General features: G+C 46.2%; 16 protein-coding genes. 7 read left to right on the top strand and 9 right to left on the bottom strand.

Translation table 11 applies throughout. The annotated features are described in order from the left end of the window. Positions 1 to 100 precede the first annotated feature (100 nt). The 4 genes from KHZ77_RS08490 (at position 101) to KHZ77_RS08475 (ending at position 4656) form a co-directional block, all read left to right on the top strand. Complete coding sequence (locus KHZ77_RS08490; protein WP_295197889.1) at positions 101 to 565, top strand: NfeD family protein; 465 nt, start codon at positions 101 to 103, stop codon at positions 563 to 565. Positions 566 to 613: 48 nt separating this feature from the next. After that, positions 614 to 1630 carry a flotillin-like protein FloA gene (gene floA, locus KHZ77_RS08485; protein ID WP_295197886.1) on the top strand — a complete coding sequence of 339 codons (1017 nt, stop codon included), beginning with the start codon at positions 614 to 616 and terminating at the stop codon, positions 1628 to 1630. A 17-nt stretch (positions 1631 to 1647) separates the two neighbouring features. Continuing rightward, entirely contained in the window at positions 1648 to 2745 is a 1098-nt protein-coding gene (locus tag KHZ77_RS08480; protein ID WP_295197883.1) for a hypothetical protein, read from the top strand. A 345-nt stretch (positions 2746 to 3090) separates the two neighbouring features. Next, a complete protein-coding gene (locus KHZ77_RS08475) occupies positions 3091 to 4656 on the top strand; it encodes a nitrite/sulfite reductase (RefSeq protein ID WP_295197880.1) in 1566 nt (521 codons plus the stop codon). Between the two features lie 121 nt (positions 4657 to 4777). On the opposite strand, the gene KHZ77_RS08470 is transcribed toward KHZ77_RS08475, so the two are convergent. The 7 genes from KHZ77_RS08470 to rbsK form a co-directional block, all read right to left on the bottom strand. Continuing rightward, the gene (locus KHZ77_RS08470; protein WP_295197876.1) at positions 4778 to 5962 is read right to left on the bottom strand and encodes an aminotransferase class I/II-fold pyridoxal phosphate-dependent enzyme; all 1185 of its coding nucleotides are present in this window, start codon (positions 5960 to 5962) and stop codon (positions 4778 to 4780) included. Further along, positions 5955 to 6467 (bottom strand): Lrp/AsnC family transcriptional regulator, encoded by a 513-nt coding sequence (locus tag KHZ77_RS08465; protein WP_295197875.1) that lies wholly within the window; start codon positions 6465 to 6467, stop codon positions 5955 to 5957. The genes KHZ77_RS08470 and KHZ77_RS08465 overlap by 8 nt, the downstream gene beginning before the upstream one ends. A 309-nt stretch (positions 6468 to 6776) precedes the next feature. Further along, complete coding sequence (gene rbsB / locus KHZ77_RS08460) at positions 6777 to 7679, bottom strand: ribose ABC transporter substrate-binding protein RbsB (RefSeq protein WP_295197873.1); 903 nt, start codon at positions 7677 to 7679, stop codon at positions 6777 to 6779. Positions 7680 to 7688: 9 nt separating this feature from the next. Continuing rightward, positions 7689 to 8624: a ribose ABC transporter permease gene (gene rbsC / locus KHZ77_RS08455; RefSeq protein ID WP_295197871.1), complete on the bottom strand. Its 936-nt coding sequence runs from the start codon at positions 8622 to 8624 to the stop codon at positions 7689 to 7691. Next, positions 8625 to 10106 carry a sugar ABC transporter ATP-binding protein gene (locus tag KHZ77_RS08450; RefSeq protein ID WP_295197868.1) on the bottom strand — a complete coding sequence of 494 codons (1482 nt, stop codon included), beginning with the start codon at positions 10104 to 10106 and terminating at the stop codon, positions 8625 to 8627. A 20-nt stretch (positions 10107 to 10126) separates the two neighbouring features. Next, the gene (gene rbsD, locus KHZ77_RS08445; protein WP_295197866.1) at positions 10127 to 10540 is read right to left on the bottom strand and encodes a D-ribose pyranase; all 414 of its coding nucleotides are present in this window, start codon (positions 10538 to 10540) and stop codon (positions 10127 to 10129) included. 2 nt (positions 10541 to 10542) lie between these two features. After that, positions 10543 to 11433 carry a ribokinase gene (gene rbsK, locus KHZ77_RS08440; protein WP_295197864.1) on the bottom strand — a complete coding sequence of 297 codons (891 nt, stop codon included), beginning with the start codon at positions 11431 to 11433 and terminating at the stop codon, positions 10543 to 10545. 503 nt (positions 11434 to 11936) lie between these two features. Here rbsK and KHZ77_RS08435 point away from each other — a divergent pair. Both KHZ77_RS08435 and KHZ77_RS08430 read left to right on the top strand, forming a co-directional pair. Beyond that, entirely contained in the window at positions 11937 to 12275 is a 339-nt protein-coding gene (locus KHZ77_RS08435) for a zinc ribbon domain-containing protein YjdM (protein ID WP_295197861.1), read from the top strand. A 255-nt stretch (positions 12276 to 12530) separates the two neighbouring features. Further along, positions 12531 to 13184: a nitroreductase family protein gene (locus KHZ77_RS08430; protein ID WP_295197858.1), complete on the top strand. Its 654-nt coding sequence runs from the start codon at positions 12531 to 12533 to the stop codon at positions 13182 to 13184. Between the two features lie 118 nt (positions 13185 to 13302). Here the strand turns inward: KHZ77_RS08430 and KHZ77_RS08425 are convergent, their stop codons facing one another. Beyond that, the gene (locus KHZ77_RS08425; RefSeq protein ID WP_295197855.1) at positions 13303 to 14541 is read right to left on the bottom strand and encodes an FprA family A-type flavoprotein; all 1239 of its coding nucleotides are present in this window, start codon (positions 14539 to 14541) and stop codon (positions 13303 to 13305) included. Positions 14542 to 14738: 197 nt separating this feature from the next. Beyond that, on the bottom strand, positions 14739 to 18479 hold the full coding sequence (locus tag KHZ77_RS08420) for a phosphoribosylformylglycinamidine synthase (RefSeq protein WP_295197853.1): 3741 nt from the start codon (positions 18477 to 18479) through the stop codon (positions 14739 to 14741). A gap of 329 nt (positions 18480 to 18808) precedes the next feature. On the opposite strand from KHZ77_RS08420, the gene KHZ77_RS08415 reads away from it, so the two are divergent. Then, positions 18809 to 19673: LysR family transcriptional regulator (locus KHZ77_RS08415; RefSeq protein WP_295197850.1), on the top strand; the 865-nt coding region annotated here is incomplete at its 3' end.

The raw sequence follows: 19673 nt of genomic DNA, 5'->3' as shown, positions 1-19673 counted from the left end.
GTAAGAGGTTTGTATATAGTGTTACTTTTTATAGTATGTAGTACTGTTTTATACTATGTATTTACTATTACCTCAATAAGTACACAGAAAGGAAGGGCATATGATAACAGTTCTTTTTGTAGCCGGCATAGTCTTTCTTGGTATTGAATTTGCAATTCCCGGCTTTGGCGTATTTGGCCTGCTGGGCATGATGTCCCTGTTAGGGGCTTTATATTATGCACTGGGAGGCGGCTTGTTCGCCGCTATCGTTGTTACGGTTGCCGCATTTGTTATACTGGCAATCACCATATTAGTCATTAAGCAATTGCCGAACAGCCGTATCGGGCAAAAGCTTACACTTACATTAGAGTCTACAAAGGAGCGTGGTTATTCGGGGAATGACGAACGAGTCGATTTAATCGGCAAGGAAGGTGTTGTAGTAACAGTATTGCGTCCGTCCGGTAAAATCAATATTGATGATAATCCGGTGGATGTAGTAACTGATGGGGAATTTTTGGAGCCCGGCACTAAAGTGGTCGTAGTTGATGCTACCGGCGGACGTGTTGTGGTGCGCAAAGTTTCCTAAGCAAGTTTCCCGCAGTGCAGTATAGTTATTAAGTAAAAGGAGAGACTTATGTCAGCATTGATTGATTTGATGAATTATAGTTTTGTTTTTCTTTTCGTTGCCATAGTAATCATCGTGGCAATATTCTTACATTTTGTGCCGTTAGGACTCTGGATTTCCGCATTGGCAGCCGGTGTTAATGTGGGCATTTTCACCTTGGTAGGTATGCGCCTTCGTCGTGTGGCACCGGCTCAGATCGTGCTCCCATTGGTAAAAGCCAATAAAGCGGGCTTACGAGTTAATGTTAACCAGCTGGAAGCTCACTACTTAGCCGGTGGTGACGTTAACCGCGTAGTTGATGCATTGATCGCAGCGGAACGTGCGTCCATTCCATTGACATTTGAACGAGCTGCCGCCATCGACTTGGCCGGCCGTGATGTACTGGAAGCGGTACAAATGAGTGTTAATCCGAAAGTTATTGAAACACCGGTTATTTCCGCGGTGGCACAGAATGGTATCGAACTTAAGGTTCGTGCCCGTGTTACTGTGCGTGCCAATATTGACCGCCTCGTAGGTGGTGCCGGCGAAGCAACAATTATCGCCCGTGTTGGTGAAGGTATCGTAACCACCGTAGGTTCTTCGGAGCAGCATACAGATGTATTGGAAAATCCGGATCACATTTCCCGTACTGTATTGAATAAAGGCTTGGATGCCGGTTCGGCCTTTGAAATCTTGTCCATCGATATTGCCGATGTTGACGTAGGACGTAACATTGGTGCTCAGCTCATGACTGATCAGGCGGAAGCGGATAAGAAGATCGCGCAGGCGAAGGCGGAAGAACGCCGTGCCATGGCAGTGGCCAAGGAACAGGAAATGCGCGCCTATACGCAGGAAATGCAGGCGAAAGTTGTGGAAGCGCAGGCAGAAGTGCCTCAAGCTTTATCCCAGGCTTTGCGTGACGGACATATGGGCGTTATGGACTATTACAATATGAACAATATTATGGCGGATACGAAAATGCGTGAAACTATCGCAGGTGACGAGTTGAGTGATTTAACAACTGCTGACAACAACGAGCATAAATAAGGAAGGAGGTCTGGATAATGGATCTGGGTCTTTATGTCATATTAATTATGCTGGTCAGCTTCTTTATTAACTCTCGTGGACGTCGCAACAACCGTCGTGATGATACAAATTATCCGGAAGATCCGAATTATCCGGATAATGTAAATTATCCTCCAAATCAGCAAAATCCACAAAATCCTCAAGGTGGTTCACAAGGACAATATGGCCAAGGACCGTATCAACAGGGGCAATATGGCCAAGGTCAATATCAACAAGGACAATACGGCCAAGGTCAATACCCTCAAGGTCAAGCTCCGCAAAGACAGTACCCACAAGGTCAAAACCGCCAAGTTCCGATGAATCAACAGCGACCGGGGCAACAAGGGGGCATGCAGCCAAGGGATAGTATGGGCCGTCCAATGCAGATGCCACCGAATAATGGACAGAATGCTCCGCAACCGCAGGGGCGCGTCACCGGCCAAGTAGGAAAGGGAAATCAAGCCGGTTCCTGGGAGGATATGGAACGCCATTATGGAATTCGCATAGAACGCAAGGATAAACCGTCTACACTGCAGATGCCACAAACAGTAAATCAGGGGCAGACTGCGAACACGGGCCAAGGACCATATGGTCAACCCGGCACCGGTTGGCAACAACCACCGATGGAACAACGGCCACAGCCACAAATTCCACGGCAGCCAATGCCAACACAACAGCCGCAGCGACCAACGGGGCAAATGCCACCGCGACAAACGCAAACCGGACAAATGCCACCAAGGCAAACACCGACCGGGCAAATGCCGGAGCGTCAAGCACCAACACGGCAAGTACCAAGAACGCCATATCCAACTGCACAATATCCGACAAGTCAGCAACCGACCGGTCAATATTCTGCAGGGCAGGGCGGTCAAAGTCAATCCTGGCGCACTGCGGCGGAACAAGCCGCTGTTGTGGATAGTAGACAATATAGACAGTCTGCGGCGGATCCGGCGTATAGACAGCGCAGAGAGCATAGCAGATATCTGCATATTCCGGGGAAACACCGCAAAGGAAAGTTACCACCGGGCGGCTTGAAAGCCGGCGTTATGTGGTCTATGATTTTAGAGCGGCCGAAAGCATTGCAACGGAGGGCTTAGAATCCGCTAAGAGATTCGTGTAGATTATTCAGTGTAGCTCACTTAGTGCAAACACTGACGATAGAGCATTTGGCATACGTTATTGAATATGGAATATACAGCATAAATCAAAAGCGTCATAATCATGTGGCACGGGAAGCTGATTCTCGGCCATTGGTTATGACGTTTTTATTTTCCTATCAAAAAGGTATGTCTTTTAATCATATTTTGTAGAAGAATACGGTCATTGACGGTCATATATGGCCATGTTACGATAAAGTAGTATATAGATTGGTGTATCCAAAGGGTAATAAATAAAGGGATGGAGTGGCCAATAAGTTTTAAAAAGAATGAGAGGTATTAAGTATGGGATTTTTAACTGAAGAGGTGAAAGCTCGCCTACTCAAAGACATTGATGTATTTGCTCAAACAAGTGCAGCATTTTTTAACAAAGAAATTTCTGTAGGTGATTACAAAGGTATTTCCGGTCCTTTCGGCACGTATGCAGAACGCGGAGCCAAAACGGCTATGTTTCGTATGCGTTTATCCGGCGGACGTATTACCGGCGATCAGCTGAACTTCATTGCAGATATGCTCGACAAGTATGAAATTCCTGCAGTTCATTTTACTACAGGTCAATCCATCCAGTTACACGGTTTGGAAGGCAGCATCGTGCCTGATTTATTTAAAGCCTGTCATGCACACGGCATTTACTCCCGCGGTGGTGGCGGGGACCATGTGCGCAATGTGGCGGCCAGCCCGCTTCGCGGTGTAACAACGGGCGAACCATTCGACATTACTCCGTACGAACAGGTTCTCAGCGAATTCGTGTTGACTTTGATTCCTGATTTTAAAATGCCGCGTAAGCTTAAAATTTCCATGACGAACGGTCTTGAAAATGATACCCATGCAACTTGTAAAGACTTGGGCTTTGTAGCTCAGGCAGACGGTACATTTACTGTATATGCAGGCGGCGGTATGGGCAATGGTTCTCGTCCAAGCCTCTTGTTGGCTGAAGGCGTAGACCCTCAGGATATGCTTTACTATGTAAAAGCTATGGTGCGTCTATTTATGGAAAACAGCGACTTCCATACACGCAGCAAAAACCGTATGCGTTTTGTAGTGGAAAACTTGGGCGAAGATAAATACCGCGAACTTTTCCAAAAGTTCCTCACATTTACACGCCGCGTAGAAGACTTAACCTTCGAAGCACCTGATATGACTGTTAAAAAACAGGGCACTACAGAATTGAGTGCCGATGAATTGGCTGCGTATGGTACACGTGTAATGGCGCAATCCCAAAAGGGCTTATACGCTGTACATTACCATCCATTGGGCGGTAACCCTGACTACAAGACATTCCGTGATGTTTGCAGCTATGTAGGCTCCTTGGAAGCCGGCGAAGGTCGTTTGACGAATGATGAAGCAATCTATTTCATCAACCTTACTGCTGAAGAAGCTAAAAAGGTTCTTGAAATGACCGGGGATCACATGAAGGATCAGTTCTTACAGTCTGTAAGCTGTATCGGTAACAGCCGTTGCCAAGTTGGTTTCCAGAACTCTCAGGGACTATTGGAATCCATCGTTAACCATTTAGCTGAACAAGGCATTGATACGGCATACCTTCCTAAGATGCATATTTCCGGATGCCCATCTTCCTGCGGTACACATCAGGTCGGTGAAATCGGTTTCCACGGTACTGCTAAATTAGTAGACAAAAAACCTCAACCTGCCTTCAACTTGTTCGTAGGCGGCAGTGAAGTGTTAGGCAACATTAAATTCGGTGAAATCCTAGGTGCGATTACAGTAGTAGACATTCCTACCTTCATCGCTGAATTGGCAGGCGTGTTAAACGAAGCTCAAACTCCGTTTACAACTTGGATTCAAACACACGAAGAAGACTTCAAAGCATTAGCCGGTAAATATATCTAAGCCATGAGCCGGTAAATATATCTAAACCATAAGAAGCTAAGACTTACCAATAAAATCAAGCGTGAATAAAATAAAAGCCCTCGTGCATCATGCACGAGGGCTTTTTGTATGTTCTTTTGCGTTACTGTTTTTCCTGTTTCAATTCATTCAAGAATTCGCCAATACGTTTGACCGCTTCTTTAATGTTAGCTAAGGAGTTCGCGTAAGCAACGCGTACGAAGCCTTCGCCACAGTCGCCGAAGGCATTGCCCGGCACAACGGCTACGTGTTTAGCGTAGAGCAGCTTTTCACAGAATGTTTCCGAATCGAGACCGGACGCTGTAATATTCGGGAATACGTAGAACGCACCTTCCGGTTCGAAACAGGTGAGTCCCATTTTATTAAATGCATCCACCAGGAAGCGGCGGCGCATATCGTATTGATCGCGCATGTACACAATGTCTTTATCGCCATTGCGCAACGCTTCGATAGCGGAGTATTGAGCGATAGTAGGGGCACTCATAATGCCGTACTGATGAAGCTTCGTCATTTGGCCGATAATTTCCTTAGGTCCTAAGGCCATACCGAGGCGCCAGCCGGTCATGGCATATGTTTTCGAGAAACCGTTAATAACAACGGTGCGTTCCTTCATGCCCGGAATGGCGGCAATAGACACATGTGGTGTATCGCCATAAGTGAGCTCGCTGTAAATTTCATCAGACACAACGAGCAGGTTATGTTCAATAATGACTTCCGCAATTTCTTCTAAATGTTCGCGGCGCATAACGGCACCGGTCGGATTGTTAGGGAATGGTAAAACGATGGCTTTCGTTTTATCTGTAATATGAGCCCGAATATCGTCGGCTGTCAGTCTGAAGTTATTCTCCGCACTGGTTTGAACAGGAATCGGTACACCTTTGGACACTTCGGTAAGCGGCAGATAGCAAACGAAGCTTGGTACCGGAATGAGCACTTCATCGCCCGGGTTAATCAATACGCGGAGCGCCAAGTCAATGGCTTCCGATCCGCCGACGGTGACTAAAATATCCGTATTTGCCTCATAGGATAAATCATATTTTCGTTTAATCCAGCGCTGAATCTCTTCGCGCAGTTCAGAGAAACCGCGGTTAGGGGAGTACCAGGTTTTTCCTTTTTTCAATACATCAATCCCGGTTTCGCGCACATGCCATGGCGTTTGAAAGTCAGGTTCGCCGATGCTGAGAGAAATAACTTCGTCCATTTCACTGGCAATGTCGAAAAAACGGCGAATCCCGGATGGTTTTAAATTGGTTACATCATGGTTTAAAAGCTCGTCGTAATTAATCATAGAATACATTGCTCCTTATCTCTTTAATCACATCGTCCTGATAAATAATGTCGCGGTCTTTGTAACGGGTTAAAATGAAATGAGTACCGGTACCGCGAACGCCTTCGAGGGTTGCCAGACGACGGGCCACAAAGAGGGCAATGTCGCGCATGCTTTCACCGTGAACGATAACAGTCAGATCATAACCGCCGGACATGAGGTATACACCTTCTACTTCTTCGTATTGCATGATGCGGTGAGCCAGCTTATCAAAGCCTTGATCAGGTTCCGGAGTTACCTGCAGCTGAATGAGGGCGGTGGATTTATTGCCGTCCACGCCTTCCCAGTCGATAACTGCCTGATAGCCTTTGATTATGCCTTCTTCTTCTAAATAAGCAATGCGTTCCGCCACTTCATCTTCCTCGATGTTAAGCATGGCCGCCAGTTGGCTGTGTGTCAGTTTCGCGTCTGCCGCGAGTAAATCGAGCAGTTTTTTGTCAGTGATTGTTAAATTGGCATTACTCATAAGAAAAACTCCTTTCGCATAAGGCGGGTATGGTCCCGTTTTTAGTATCGTAATAATAGCCTACGCTATACGTATTATTGTATCACTGTAGGAGAAATATGAATAATACAAATATGATATAAGTAAGGGGAAAATTAAGGCCATATAGACAAGAAGTCATTCATATACAAGAGAGAATATATACAAGAGCGGATTATATACAAGAGAGTTTTATATAAAGGTGCTGCTCGTATAAAAGCCTCCCATGCGTTTACCGCAGGGAGGCTTAGTTTCTATATGAGTTTCTATCAGTCTTGTCAGGCTGTTTTATTATTTTGTAATGACTTTAAGGTCCACAGGGATTTTGGTGTCAACTGTTTCGCCTTTGATGATTTTGCTGGCAGTATCTACCGCAATAGTACCCATTAATTCAGGTTGCTGAGCGATAGTGGCAGCTAATGTGCCGTCCTGAACAGCTTTTTGCGCATCTTCTGTACCGTCAAAACCTACGATGAAAATAGATTTGCCTGCAGATTTAGCAGCTTGGATAGCGCCGAGAGCCATTTCGTCATTGTGAGCGAAGATTGCTTTCACATCAGGATTAGCCTGTAACATGTTAGTTGCTACGTTTAAGCCTTTAGTGCGGTCGAAATCAGCACTTTGTTTAGCTACAACAACTAAGGATTTGTCGGCTACGTTGTGGAAGCCCTGGCCGCGTTCACGAGTAGCGGAAGCGCCTGGAATACCTTCGATTTCAGCTACTTGAGTGCCGTTGCCGAGTTTATCAACGATTAATTGAGCAGCCATTTCGCCGCCTTTAACGTTGTCGGAAGCAATATGAGCCGCTACTTTGCCACTGTCAGAGGAGCGGTCAACTGTGATTACCGGAATGTTTTTCGCATTGGCTGCCTGCACGGATGTGCCGATAGCAGCGGAATCTACCGGGTTAACGATTAAAACGGATACGCCGCTTTCCAATAAGTCGGCAATATCATTGGCCTGCTTAGCAGGGTCGTTTTGAGCATCTACGATCTTAACTTTTAAGCCTAATGCTTTGGCTTGTTTTTCTACGCCATCTTTTAAGGATACGAAGAATGGGTTGTTCAATGTAGAAACGGAGAAACCGATAGTTCCTTGTTTGCTGTCACCGCCGGTGCTGCCGGAAGAACCGCAGCCGGCCAGAACGCCGATTGCAAGAACTACGATGGCGATGACTGTTAATAATTTTTTCATACTAACCTCCTACGCTTTTTTGCGGTCCCCGAGGACTGCAAGCAGAATAACAATACCTTTGACAATTTGTTGATAGAAACTGGAAACATCGAGAATGTTGAGGCCGTTGTTCAGTGTACCGATGATGAGTGCACCGATTAAGGTGCCCACAATGTGACCGCGGCCGCCGGCTAAACTGGTGCCGCCTAATACAACAGCGGCGATAGCATCGAGTTCATAGCCCATACCGGCCGTAGGCTGTGCGGAGTTGAGGCGGGATGTAATGATGGCGCCTGCAATGGCACTGAGCATACCGGTTAAGGCATAAGCGAAGATTTTTACACGGTTAATTTTAATACCTGCAATGAAACTTACTTTTTCACTGCCCCCTACGGCATAAGTCTGACGGCCCAAAGAGGTTTTCTGAAGGACGAACCAGAGAATGAAGAAGGAGAGGAACATGGTGATGGCCGGAACAGGAAGTCCCATTACGTCACCTTGACCGAAGGCATGGAATAAAGGATCATCGGTAAGACCGCTGATCGGGTTGCCGTTTGTAAATACGAGGGTGGCACCGCGATAGACCGTCATGGTCGCCAAGGTGGCAATGAATGGAGCCACTTTGCCGTACGCCACGATGAGGCCGTTGATGGAACCAAGAATAATACCGATAACGGCGGCTACGAGAATAGCCACTTCCGGATTCATACCGTTTACGATGAAGTTAGCCATCATCGCACTGGATAACGCTAAGATGGAGCCTACGGACAAGTCGATACCGCTCGTTAAAATAACGAAGGTCATACCGAAGGCGATAATCGCGTTAATGGATACCTGTCGTAACAGGTTGCGCAAGTTCGAGAATTCCAGGAAGCTGTCATTCAGACTTGCAATAATGATAAATAAGACAATCAGGCCGATGAGCGGTCCTAATTTTTTTAATAAATTGGTAATGCTGCTGTTCATTTATTCTCCTCCTGTGGCCAGCGTCATGATTGTTTCCGGAGTGGCCGCTTGGCGATCCAGAATGCCTGCTACGGCACCTTCGTGAATAACCATTACGCGGTCGCTCATGCCCAATACTTCAGGCAATTCCGACGATACCATAATGATGGATACGCCCTGGTCGGTCAGTTCGTTCATCAAGTCGTAAATATCGCGTTTCGCGCCGATATCGATACCTCGTGTCGGTTCATCCATGATGATGACGGACGGGGAGAGCCCAATCCACTTGGCAATAACCACCTTCTGCTGATTACCGCCCGATAAGGATGAGGCCGGTAAATGAACAGACTGTGTTTTTACGCCGAGTTTTTTCGACAATGTATCTGCAAAGTCCACAAGTTTATTTTTATTAAGTACATGAGATGAGCAAATCTGCTTTAAGTTTGGCAGAGTAATATTGGAACCGATAGAGAAGTCCAGAATAAGACCTTCCCCTTTGCGGTCTTCCGTAATAAAGGCGATGCCCGCTTTGATGGCATCTTCCGGGCTCTTCAGGTGAAGTCGTTCGCCGTTGAAGGTGACTTCGCCGCCGTCATGCGAGTCTACGCCGAAGATCGCGCGCATGATTTCCGTACGGCCTGCGCCCATGAGGCCGGCCACGCCGAGGATTTCCCCTTTGCGCAAATCAAAGGAAATCGTCTGATTGAACTGTTTCGGTTTTAAGTCTTTTACGGTGAGCACTACATCGCCCGGTGTAGTGGTGCGGTCCGGATAGAACTCATCGATGGAGCGGCCAACCATGTGGCGTACCACTTCATCTACGGACGTTTCCTGTACCGGTTTCGTGCTGATTGTGTGGCCGTCACGCATAACCGTGATAACATCACATTCACTGAATACTTCTTCCATGCGGTGAGAAATATACACAATCGCTACGCCCTGCGCTTTTAACTGGCGCATCATTTTGAAAAGGGTAGCCGTTTCGCGCTCTGTAAGGGCGGCGGACGGTTCGTCCATAATAACTACCTGAGCGTTCAGCATAAGTACACGCAAAATCTCGGTCATCTGCTGTTGGCCGACGGAGCATTCTCCCGCCGTTTTAGTGAGGGGCAGTTCAATTTGTAATTCCTTACATTTCGCTTCTGCTTCCGCCAACATGGATTTTTTATCCAACAATCCAAGGCCGGTTCGTTTCGGCTGCATTAAATATAAATTTTCTAACAAGCTCAAATTAGGCCAGATGTTTAACTCCTGGTGAATAAAGGCGATACCGTGTTTTTCCGCATCACGAGGGTTGGCGTAGGTCGTAAGCTGGCCATCGATCGTAATCGTGCCGCCGTCGGCCTTATGAAGTCCGGTGAGGATATTCATAAGCGTTGATTTCCCGGCGCCGTTTTCTCCCATTAATGCATGAACTTCACCGGCTTTCAGCGTCAGGTTTACATCCTTGAGCACCTGGTTCGTGCCGAAGGCCTTGGCAATGCCGGTCATAATGATTTCCATAAAAAACTCCTAATCTAGTATTACTTTTCTTCGTTGAAGATGCAGTCCGCCTGTAAAATTACATTTGCATATGGCGTAGTTTCACCGGTGCGGATAATGCATTTACAGTGGGCGGAAGCCTGTTTGAACTCTTCGTGACTCGTGCGGGTCCAAGCGTAGCGCGATTCCGGATAGAGTTCGCTCAGCACAGCGTAATTATGTGGATTCATTTCCTCCATAGGGGAGGCGATATGAATGCTTTCCACCTGCATGTGCTTACGTAATAAACGGACAACTTGTTCAAAGGAAGGTGTGCCGAATTCAAGAGCCAGGTCGATTTTCTGAACGCCCTGAGGAATTGGCAAGCCGCAGTCGCCGATACAAATGGTATCGGTGTGACCTAAGTCGGCCAATACTTTAGCAATATGACTGTTTAAAATACCACCTTTTTGCATGATTATCTCCTCTCTTCAAGAAAGGCTGCCACTTCATCGTCTGTAGGCATGCCTTCTTGGGCGCCTAATTTCAGAATGGAAAGTGCAGCGGCCGCATTGCCGTAATGAATGGCCTCTTCAATAGATTTATTATTTACAATGGCTGTAGCGAACGCACCGTTAAAGGTATCGCCTGCGCCGGTTGTATCAACCGGTTCCACTTTAAAGCTTGGCACGCGTCTGATTTCGCCATCTTCGCCATAAGCTACGCCGGCGCTGCCCAAGGTAACGATGATTTTACCTTCATGGGCTAACATAGTCTCTTCCGCTGATTGGCCCGGATAGAGGGATGCCAGTTCGTGCTCGTTCGGTGTAATATAAGTTGCTTCCGCCAGGCAGGCCGAATCAAGTGCGGCTGCCGGGGCAGGATTTAAAAGGACCTTAATGCCTGCGTCATGACATTTTTTCGTAATATAACTGATAGTGGTAAGAGGAATTTCGTTTTGTACCATAACGAGGTCCGCCTTTTCAATCGCCGGCCATGCGTTATCTACTACTTCTTCATTCACCTTTGCATTGGCACCTTGGATAACGATGATGCTGTTATCTCCCTCCGCCAATGTAATATGAGCGGTACCGCTCGTTTCGTCAGGTAAGGTTGTTATGTAGTCTGTATTGATGTGATGAAATTGTAAATTATCTAAAATCATTTTGCCGTAAAGATCGTCACCGATACATCCGACCATAGTAACATGAGCGCCCAGCTTAGCGGCGGCAACAGCTTGGTTGGCCCCTTTTCCGCCGGGGGACACATTAAGTCCATCGCCCAAAATAGTTTCGCCTGCAACAGGGCGTTTTTTTGCCAAGACTGTAATATCTATATTACAACTGCCGATAACTACTATATTGTTCATAGTAACCTCCTTGTACCTATCGTTTGCATTATATTAGTATACACTAAAACCATTTAATTTAAAACATATTTTAAATATTTATTTAAAAGTTTAATTAATTTGTAAATTAATGTATAAATGCAGTTGTAGCAAGGGATGTTGGCGTATATGAGTTATAAAATAGAGGGGATTTATTATTAACAATGATACTGGGATTTAACTAGTCCCATAGGGTGCAAAAATTGCCGAGATGGAAATTTGAATTATGTGTTGCACTATTGACTATGAAATATGGTATACAAAATTAAGGTCTTATATTTTGAATTTGAACTAGAATTAATTGCCGGTGTGACATTTTGTTAGCGTACATATATTTTGATTTAAGTAAGGAAATATATAAAATAAGAGAACTACAGTTTATAAAAAGGCGAATTTCTGATAAAATAGAGTGTATGTGAAAATAAACTGCGTATTGCAGGATATTTTGCGATGTATACTGTATGTACCGATAAAGGAGGAACTAAATGGCAACATTACCTAATTGTCCAAAATGTGGTGAAGGATATACGTACGAAGACGGCCATATGTATATTTGTCCGATGTGCGCTCATGAGTGGACGGAAGCTGATGCGGCAGCCGGCGAAGGTGAAGGCTTAGTCGTACGCGATGCGAATGGGAACTTACTGCAGGATGGCGATTCTGTTACCATTATTAAAGACTTAAAAGTGAAAGGTGCGTCCGTATTGAAACAGGGCACGCGCGTAAAAAATATTCGCCTCGTTGACGGTGATCACAATATTGACTGCAAAATCGACGGCTTCGGCGCTATGGCCTTGAAGTCCGAATTTGTGAAGAAATTGTAAGAACGACAACAGTAATCTGCTGCAAAAACAAATGCAGTAATCTACTGCAAAAACAAATACGGTAATCTGCTGTAACAACAAATACAGTAATTTGCTGTAAGAACCAATACAATAATTAAATGCTTAGTTCCGAGTAACCGAATCAGGTTGCTCGGAATTTTATTACCAGTAAGACTTGTTAAATAAAATTGTTAGATTATATATCTACTAAAGCGCATTCAGAGCATACAAGTTTTAACATGCCGGGAAGGACTGATGGATGGGATGGATAAATTAAAGCAGGAAGAACGTGGAGCGAGGACAGCAAACGAATCGTCCTCTATTGAGCCGAGTAAACTATCTCGTTTTATGACTTTGGAAGCGGCTATTGGGGCAAGACGGAGCATTCGCCACTATGAAGCGGCACCGGTTGAACGGGCTCAGTTAGAGCACATGATTGAAATGGCAAAGCTGTCGCCTTCGCCTAAGAATCGACAGGCATGGCGTGTTCGTATTCTGGAAGGGGCGGCAAAGGCTTCTTTTGTAGAGATGGGAGAGATTTGTTTACAGGCGTTAAAAGAAGCGGGTCGAAAGTATGGCAGTTTGGAAATCAGTTTGCACGCCATGAAAACGGCAGGTGCTGTGCTTATTGTATATAATCCCTACGATGATGCGGACGACTATGAACGCATTTGGGCTAAAAGCGATTTGCAGGCCTTGGGCGGATTTATTAATACGATTTTACTAATGGCCACACAGTACGGCTTAGGCTCTTTGTGGATCAATGATGTTTACTTTATTCAGAAAGAAGCAAAAGCATTGCTTAATTTGGACCATGATATTGCCGCAGCTGTAGCTATCGGCGTTCCCGGCGAGCATCCCTTTGCCAGACCACGGTATAGCCTGGATGAGATTATTGATAAAGTCTAGATATATAAAAAACCACCTCAGTCGTAAGACCGAGGTGGTTCTTTTTTATGTAAGTATTTACTTGTCGTTTTAACGGCTGCGGCCATATAATCGGCAGTAGCTTTTTATAATTCTTAGATTATAAGCTGAAGTGTTTGATTTCAGTGGCTTCAATGGAAGCTACGATATCGTCAGCCAATTTTTCGAACAATGGCAATTGTTGTGGATGTAAGGCGCCGCGAATGTCGAGCGGAGTACCAACGATTTCCATGTCTTTGAATTCGTTTTTGAAGTATTCCACCATGCGTTTCATCGCTGCGGATGCCCAGGAGTGGTTACCTACGATGGATACCTTGTGGTTGTGGAAGTTCAATGCCTTCAATTCGTAAAGAAGGTTTTCCATAGTCAAGTACAAGGCCAAGTTGTAGGTTGGAGCCATACATACGAGGTGGCTGTATTTCCAAGCGTCGGCGATGATGTAGGAAGGGTTAGTCTTCGAAACGTCATAGATTTTAATATCCGTAATGCCGCGCAAGGAGAGAAGTTTTGCCAATTGCTGTGCCATTTCGGCAGTGTTGCCGTACATGGAACCGAAAGCGATAACAACGCCTTTCTTTTCAGCAGAGTAAGTGCTCCAGTGCATATATTTTTCGATAAGGTATTTGATGCTTTCAGGCGTACGCCAGATTGGACCATGAAGTGGAGCCAACATTTTAATGCCCAAAGGAAGCGCTTTTTTAATGGCGTTCTGAACCTGTACACCATATTTACCTACGATGTTAGTGTAGTAACGACGGGCTTCATCTTCGTAAACGCGTTCGAAGTCGAGCTGATCCGCGAAGATGTTACCGTTAATAGTACCGAAAGTGCCGAAAGCGTCGGCGGAGAAGAGAATGCCTGTAGTGGATTCGAATGTACAAGTTACTTCAGGCCAGTGTACCATCGGCATAGTGTAGGAATGCAATGTGTGTTTGCCAAGACTGATGGTGTCCCCTTCCTTAACTTCATAGTAGTTGTCAGGGCATGGACGACCGTAGAATTGTTCGAACAGGCGGAATGTAGTGCGGTTACCTACCATTTTAACGTTAGGGTAACGATCTACCAACTCTACCAAAGTGGAGCAGTGATCCGGTTCCATGTGGTTTACAATTACGTAGTCTAATTGACGGCCGTTAAGCAAATATTCCACATTATCGAAGAATTCCTGACGAATGCTGTCGTCTACGGAGTCTACGATACAGGTCTTTTCATCGTCAATAAAATATGAGTTATAACTAACGCCCAATGGAATCGGGAAGAGGTTTTCAAAACGTTCCGTATCCCAGTCGTTGCTGCCTATCCAATAAATATTATCTGTCATTTTTTGTGCGCAATGCATATATTTACGTCCTTTCAGTCTAAGAATAACAAGAGCTGGTTATGTCTCTAAACTTATTCACCACTTACTATAATACTAATTATCACTGTCAGGTGCAACTGATTTTACATAAAAAACGGCATGGAAGATGCCGTTTTTCATGATTTACTATGCAATTAATGAAATTATGCGTAAATTCGGGATGATTTTAACGCCTTTTATTTAAAGTACTCAACGCCCGATGCAAATACAGGCATTACTTTTTCTCCAGGAATATTTTTAGCGATGCCATAACCTACACGTTCGATGTGGCCCATTTTACCGAATACGCGGCCGTCAGGACTGAAGAGACCTTCTACAGCGGCAACGGATTGGTTAGGGTTGTAAAGTGCGTCGTAAGTAGCTACGCCGTCCATGTCTACGTATTGTGTAGCGATTTGACCGTTGCGGTTGAACTCTACAATTTGTTCCGGTGTGGCAATGAAGCGGCCTTCGCCATGAGAAATCGGAATGGTGTAAATTTCGCCTGCTTTGGCAAGGCTCATCCAAGGTGATTTCGTGGAAATAACTTTGGTGCGAAGCATGCCGGAAATGTGGCGGCCGATTGTATTGTAGGTCAAGGTTGGGCTGGACTCGTTCATAGGGGATACCTGTCCGGATGGAAGGAGACCTAATTTAATGAGAGCCTGGAAGCCGTTACAAATACCGAGGGCCAAGCCGTCGCGTTTGTACAAGAGATTGTTCAATGCTTCCGTTAAGTACGGATTGCGGAACAAGGTAGCCATGAATTTGCCGCTGCCGTCCGGTTCGTCACCGGCACTGAAACCGCCAGGGAAGAAGACGATTTGTGCTTCGTCCAATGCGCGTTTCATATCCTGGATGGAATCTTCCAATTCAGCTACGGTGCGGTTGCGGATCAATACGATTTCAGGTTCGCCGCCGGCACGTAAGAAGGCACGTGCGGAATCGTATTCGCAGTTTGTGCCAGGGAAGGCAGGAATAACGATTTTCGGTTTAGCACCTAAGGATGCTTTGCGGGCAGGCGCTTTCTGATCGTGGATGTAGGCTACTGCTTCGCCCGTACCGGATGGAGCATGTAGTGGGAAAATCGGAGCTAATGTAGCTTCGTAAGCAGTTTGCAATTCATCAAGGGTAATGGTAGTGCCGTTGATAGTAATAGCCGGTTCACTTACGACTTTACCGATAATTGTTGTAAGGTCGGTCTTAGCTGTCCATTCAGCAGCGGTGGCTTCGTCGGTTTCTACAACCCAGGAGCCCATATGTGGCGCGAATAATTCAGATTCCACAGAAGCGTCCAAGGCAACGCCTAAGCGATTGCCCAAGGCCATCTTAGCAACAGCCGGCGCAATACCGCCTGCTTCTACAACATAAGCGGCGCTGATGCGGCCTGCTTTGCTGTAGCCGTGAAGTGTATCGGCCTGTGCTTTGAATGCATCCCAATCAGGGGTGTCGTCAGCTAAACGTGGCACGCTTACATGAAGTAATACGTGGCCCGCTTCTTTCAAGTCAGGGGAAATAATATCGTCAACGGACGCAGTAGTTACTGCGAAGGATACTAATGTTGGAGGAACGGTGAGGTCCATGAACGTACCGGACATGGAGTCTTTACCGCCGATGGCGCCAACGCCCAATTGTTTTTGAGCTGTGTAGGCGCCGAGAAGTGCTGCCACCGGTTTGCCCCAAGCTTCAGGAACCTGATTCAAGCGTTCGAAGTATTCCTGTAAGGTGAGGTAGGTGGTTTCGCGATTGCCGCCGAGGGCTACAATCTTAGCTACGGACATGAGTACGGCTAACTGAGCACCGTGGAACGGACTCCATTCGGATACATATGGATCAAAGCCGTGTGTCATGAGGCTGGCTGTTTTTGTTTCGCCGTAAAGAACAGGCAATTTAGCGGCCATGCCCTGTACCGGTGTCTTCTGATAAAGACCGCTGAACGGCATGAGCACTGTGCCGGCGCCGATAGTGCTGTCAAAGCGTTCTACCAGACCTTGTTGAGATGTTACGTTCAAATCGGCCATTGTGTCGAGCCAGAAGGATTTTACATCGTTTACTTCCGGTGTTTCGAAGTATGTATCAGCCGGTGCGGTTACGCGAGCTGTCTGGCTCTGTTTAGCACCGTTTGTATTTAAGAAGTCGCGGGAAATATCAACGATGTTGGTTCCCTGCCATGTCATGGTGAGGCGATTGGTGTCGGTTACGTCAGCAACTACAGTGGCTTCCAAGTTTTCTTCGCCGCAGTAAGCGTTGAAGCGATCCCAGTCAGCGGCGTCGATTACGCAGGCCATACGTTCCTGAGATTCGGAAATTGCCAATTCAGTGCCGTCAAGACCTTCGTATTTCTTAGGTACCTTATCTAAGTTGATGAGCAGGCCGTCGGTCAATTCGCCGATGGCCACGGATACACCGCCGGCACCGAAGTCGTTACAACGTTTAATGAGCTTCGTTACTTCCGGACGACGGAATAAACGCTGAATCTTGCGTTCAGTAAGGGGATTCCCCTTTTGCACTTCCGCACCGCAAGAGGCGAGGGAGCTCAAGTCGTGCTCCTTGGAAGAACCGGTGGCACCGCCACAGCCGTCACGGCCGGTTTTACCGCCCAAGAGGACAACGATGTCGCCAGGTAGCGGTTCTTCGCGGCGTACATAGCTGCGAGGAGCGGCACCGACAACGGCACCGATTTCCATGCGTTTTGCCACATAGCCCGGATGGTAGTATTCACGAACTTCGCCGGTAGCGAGACCGATCTGGTTACCGTAGGAACTGTAACCGCGTGCGGCACCGGTCGTAATTTGAGATTGTGGCAATTTGCCTTCCAATGTTTCACTAAGCGGAGTGAGCGGATTGCCGGAACCGGTAACGCGCATTGCCTGGTATACGTAAGCGCGGCCGCTCAATGGGTCGCGGATACATCCGCCAAGACAGGTGGCAGCGCCGCCGTAAGGTTCAATTTCAGTAGGGTGATTGTGAGTTTCGTTTTTGAAGAGCAAGAGCCATTCTTCGGTAACACCGTCTACGTCAACAGGAACGATGATGGTGCACGCATTGATTTCGTCGGACTCGTCAATTTCTTGTAACTTGCCCTGCGCTTTTAACTCTTTAACGGCCAAGGTCGCCATATCCATGAGGGTACGGAACTTTGTTTTTGCCGTGTAAAGCTGAGCACGGCCGGCCATATATTCATCCAACGCTTTTTGAATCGGCGTTGTTTTTTCTGTATTTTCAATGGTAATGTCGGTCAATTCCGTCATAAAGGTTGTATGGCGGCAATGATCGGACCAGTACGTATCGAGTACGCGGATTTCTGTAAGGGTAGGGTTGCGATGCTCTTCCGTGCTGAAGTAGTTCTGAATCAGTTTAATATCTTCCTGACTCATGGCGAGGCCTAAATCGCGACGCACGTCAGCCAATTCGTCTTCGGACTTTTCAATGAAGCCGTCGAGAATGGCTACCGGTTTAGCCGGTTCCACTTCAAGTTGTAAGCTCGTTGGAAGTTCCAAGGATGCTTCACGGGAGTCAACGGGATTAATATAATAATGTTTTATAGTCTGTACATCTGCTTCGGACAAGTTGCCGTCAATGCAGAATACGCGGGCACTGCGCACGGTGGCACCGGTTTTCAATGTAAGCATGGCTAAACATTGTTCGGCGGAATCGGCACGTTGGTCGTATTGACCCGGCACGTATTCAGTGGCGATAACATGGGTGTTTTCACCTACAGGTAAGGTTTCAAAAAGCTCATCTACCGGAGGTTCGGAGAAAATGAGGGACTTGGCCTGCTCAAAATCAGCAGCGGACACGCCTTCAATATCATAGCGCTCGTAGATTGTTACGTCATCGGCCGGAATACCCAATTCCGTACGAATCGTGTGCAACATGGCTTGCGCTTCTTGGGCAAAAGCGGTACGCTTGCGAACAAAAATACGGTAAATAGACATAATGCGCCTCCTCTTACTTCATCTCTCAAGATGAATGTTCAAATCATATAAATCCCCAAAAAATACTATAAATTTACAATATAAGGTTAGATAATAATAGTAATATTATCTAGTATAATTTATAATATAAATATATCTAGTGGGTTTGCCCTTATTGACAATTCTAGTATATACGTTTTAAACTTATTAGTAAAGGTAAAATTTATTAGATGTAGTTAACTATTTCTAATGATTAATAAGGGACGGTTATTACAAAATTGCTTGTAATAATCGATAAGGGTTATCTGTTTAAAAAGAGGGTTAGTTGTTAACAAAGGAGTTATTGCAGTATGAGTATTTCAACAGATTTATATCGCACGTTTCTGGGGGTTGGCCTGCATTTATCTTTCTCTAAGGCTGCCAAAGATCTGGGCGTATCACAGTCCGCGATCAGCCAGAGCATCAAGCAACTTGAGAAGGAATTAAATATTACACTCTTTGAACGGACAACCAAATCGGTATCGTTTACAACCGAAGGTAAAGAACTGTTTGAAATGGTAGCTAAAGCGTTCTCTATTTTGGATAATGGGGTTATGCAATTGAAAGAACGTATGGCACATGAACAGGAAAGTCTTAAATTGGCGGCCACCGATTCCATTTGCCGTCACTACCTGCTCCCGTACTTTAAGAAATGGCAGGATCAGGAACATGAGACGGGCCTGCAAATTACGAATGCAGCGTCGCCGCAATGTGTGGAAATGGTAGAGAATCGGGAAGCGCAGATCGCTATTGTAAATACCTATAAGGGGCTGGAATCCAATCCGCAGTTGGAAGTCATTGAACTGGAAACAGTACAGGACATCTTTGTAGGCGGCTCCTTCTATAAAGGCATGGGCGTTATCGACCTGAACCGCCTCATGCAGGAACCGTTGTTGCTCCTTACGCACGGAGCGGCGAGCCGCAGCTTTTTCGACGAGCTTACTCACAATGCATGCAAGAAACCGTCCTTTGAATTAGGCAGCCTTGATGTGTTGCTGGATCTGATTGAAATCAATATGGGTATTTCCCTGGTACCTGATGTATTGGTAAAACAGAAGATCAAAGAAGGCCGTCTCGTAGAAATCAAAACGGACATTACTGTACCGCCTCGCAAAGTGGCATTAGTACGCTCCCGTTTGATGCCTGTTTCACAAGGTGCAGCGAAATTTATTGACC

This window comes from Veillonella sp. (genome assembly GCF_018364065.1).
Classification (GTDB): domain Bacteria; phylum Bacillota; class Negativicutes; order Veillonellales; family Veillonellaceae; genus Veillonella_A.
Note: the sequence above shows the minus strand (reverse complement) of the source record. Positions and strands in the feature narration are given on the sequence as shown.

What these genes read in the sequence shown, in the direction of transcription:
- KHZ77_RS08490 (WP_295197889.1), top strand. Translation starts at nt 101, where the DNA reads ATGATAACAGTTCTTTTTGTAGCCGGCATAGTCTTTCTTGGTATTGAA.
- floA (WP_295197886.1), top strand. Translation starts at nt 614, where the DNA reads ATGTCAGCATTGATTGATTTGATGAATTATAGTTTTGTTTTTCTTTTC.
- KHZ77_RS08480 (WP_295197883.1), top strand. Translation starts at nt 1,648, where the DNA reads ATGGATCTGGGTCTTTATGTCATATTAATTATGCTGGTCAGCTTCTTT.
- KHZ77_RS08475 (WP_295197880.1), top strand. Translation starts at nt 3,091, where the DNA reads ATGGGATTTTTAACTGAAGAGGTGAAAGCTCGCCTACTCAAAGACATT.
- KHZ77_RS08470 (WP_295197876.1), bottom strand. Translation starts at nt 5,962, where the DNA reads ATGATTAATTACGACGAGCTTTTAAACCATGATGTAACCAATTTAAAA.
- KHZ77_RS08465 (WP_295197875.1), bottom strand. Translation starts at nt 6,467, where the DNA reads ATGAGTAATGCCAATTTAACAATCACTGACAAAAAACTGCTCGATTTA.
- rbsB (WP_295197873.1), bottom strand. Translation starts at nt 7,679, where the DNA reads ATGAAAAAATTATTAACAGTCATCGCCATCGTAGTTCTTGCAATCGGC.
- rbsC (WP_295197871.1), bottom strand. Translation starts at nt 8,624, where the DNA reads ATGAACAGCAGCATTACCAATTTATTAAAAAAATTAGGACCGCTCATC.
- KHZ77_RS08450 (WP_295197868.1), bottom strand. Translation starts at nt 10,106, where the DNA reads ATGGAAATCATTATGACCGGCATTGCCAAGGCCTTCGGCACGAACCAG.
- rbsD (WP_295197866.1), bottom strand. Translation starts at nt 10,540, where the DNA reads ATGCAAAAAGGTGGTATTTTAAACAGTCATATTGCTAAAGTATTGGCC.
- rbsK (WP_295197864.1), bottom strand. Translation starts at nt 11,433, where the DNA reads ATGAACAATATAGTAGTTATCGGCAGTTGTAATATAGATATTACAGTC.
- KHZ77_RS08435 (WP_295197861.1), top strand. Translation starts at nt 11,937, where the DNA reads ATGGCAACATTACCTAATTGTCCAAAATGTGGTGAAGGATATACGTAC.
- KHZ77_RS08430 (WP_295197858.1), top strand. Translation starts at nt 12,531, where the DNA reads ATGGATGGGATGGATAAATTAAAGCAGGAAGAACGTGGAGCGAGGACA.
- KHZ77_RS08425 (WP_295197855.1), bottom strand. Translation starts at nt 14,541, where the DNA reads ATGCATTGCGCACAAAAAATGACAGATAATATTTATTGGATAGGCAGC.
- KHZ77_RS08420 (WP_295197853.1), bottom strand. Translation starts at nt 18,479, where the DNA reads ATGTCTATTTACCGTATTTTTGTTCGCAAGCGTACCGCTTTTGCCCAA.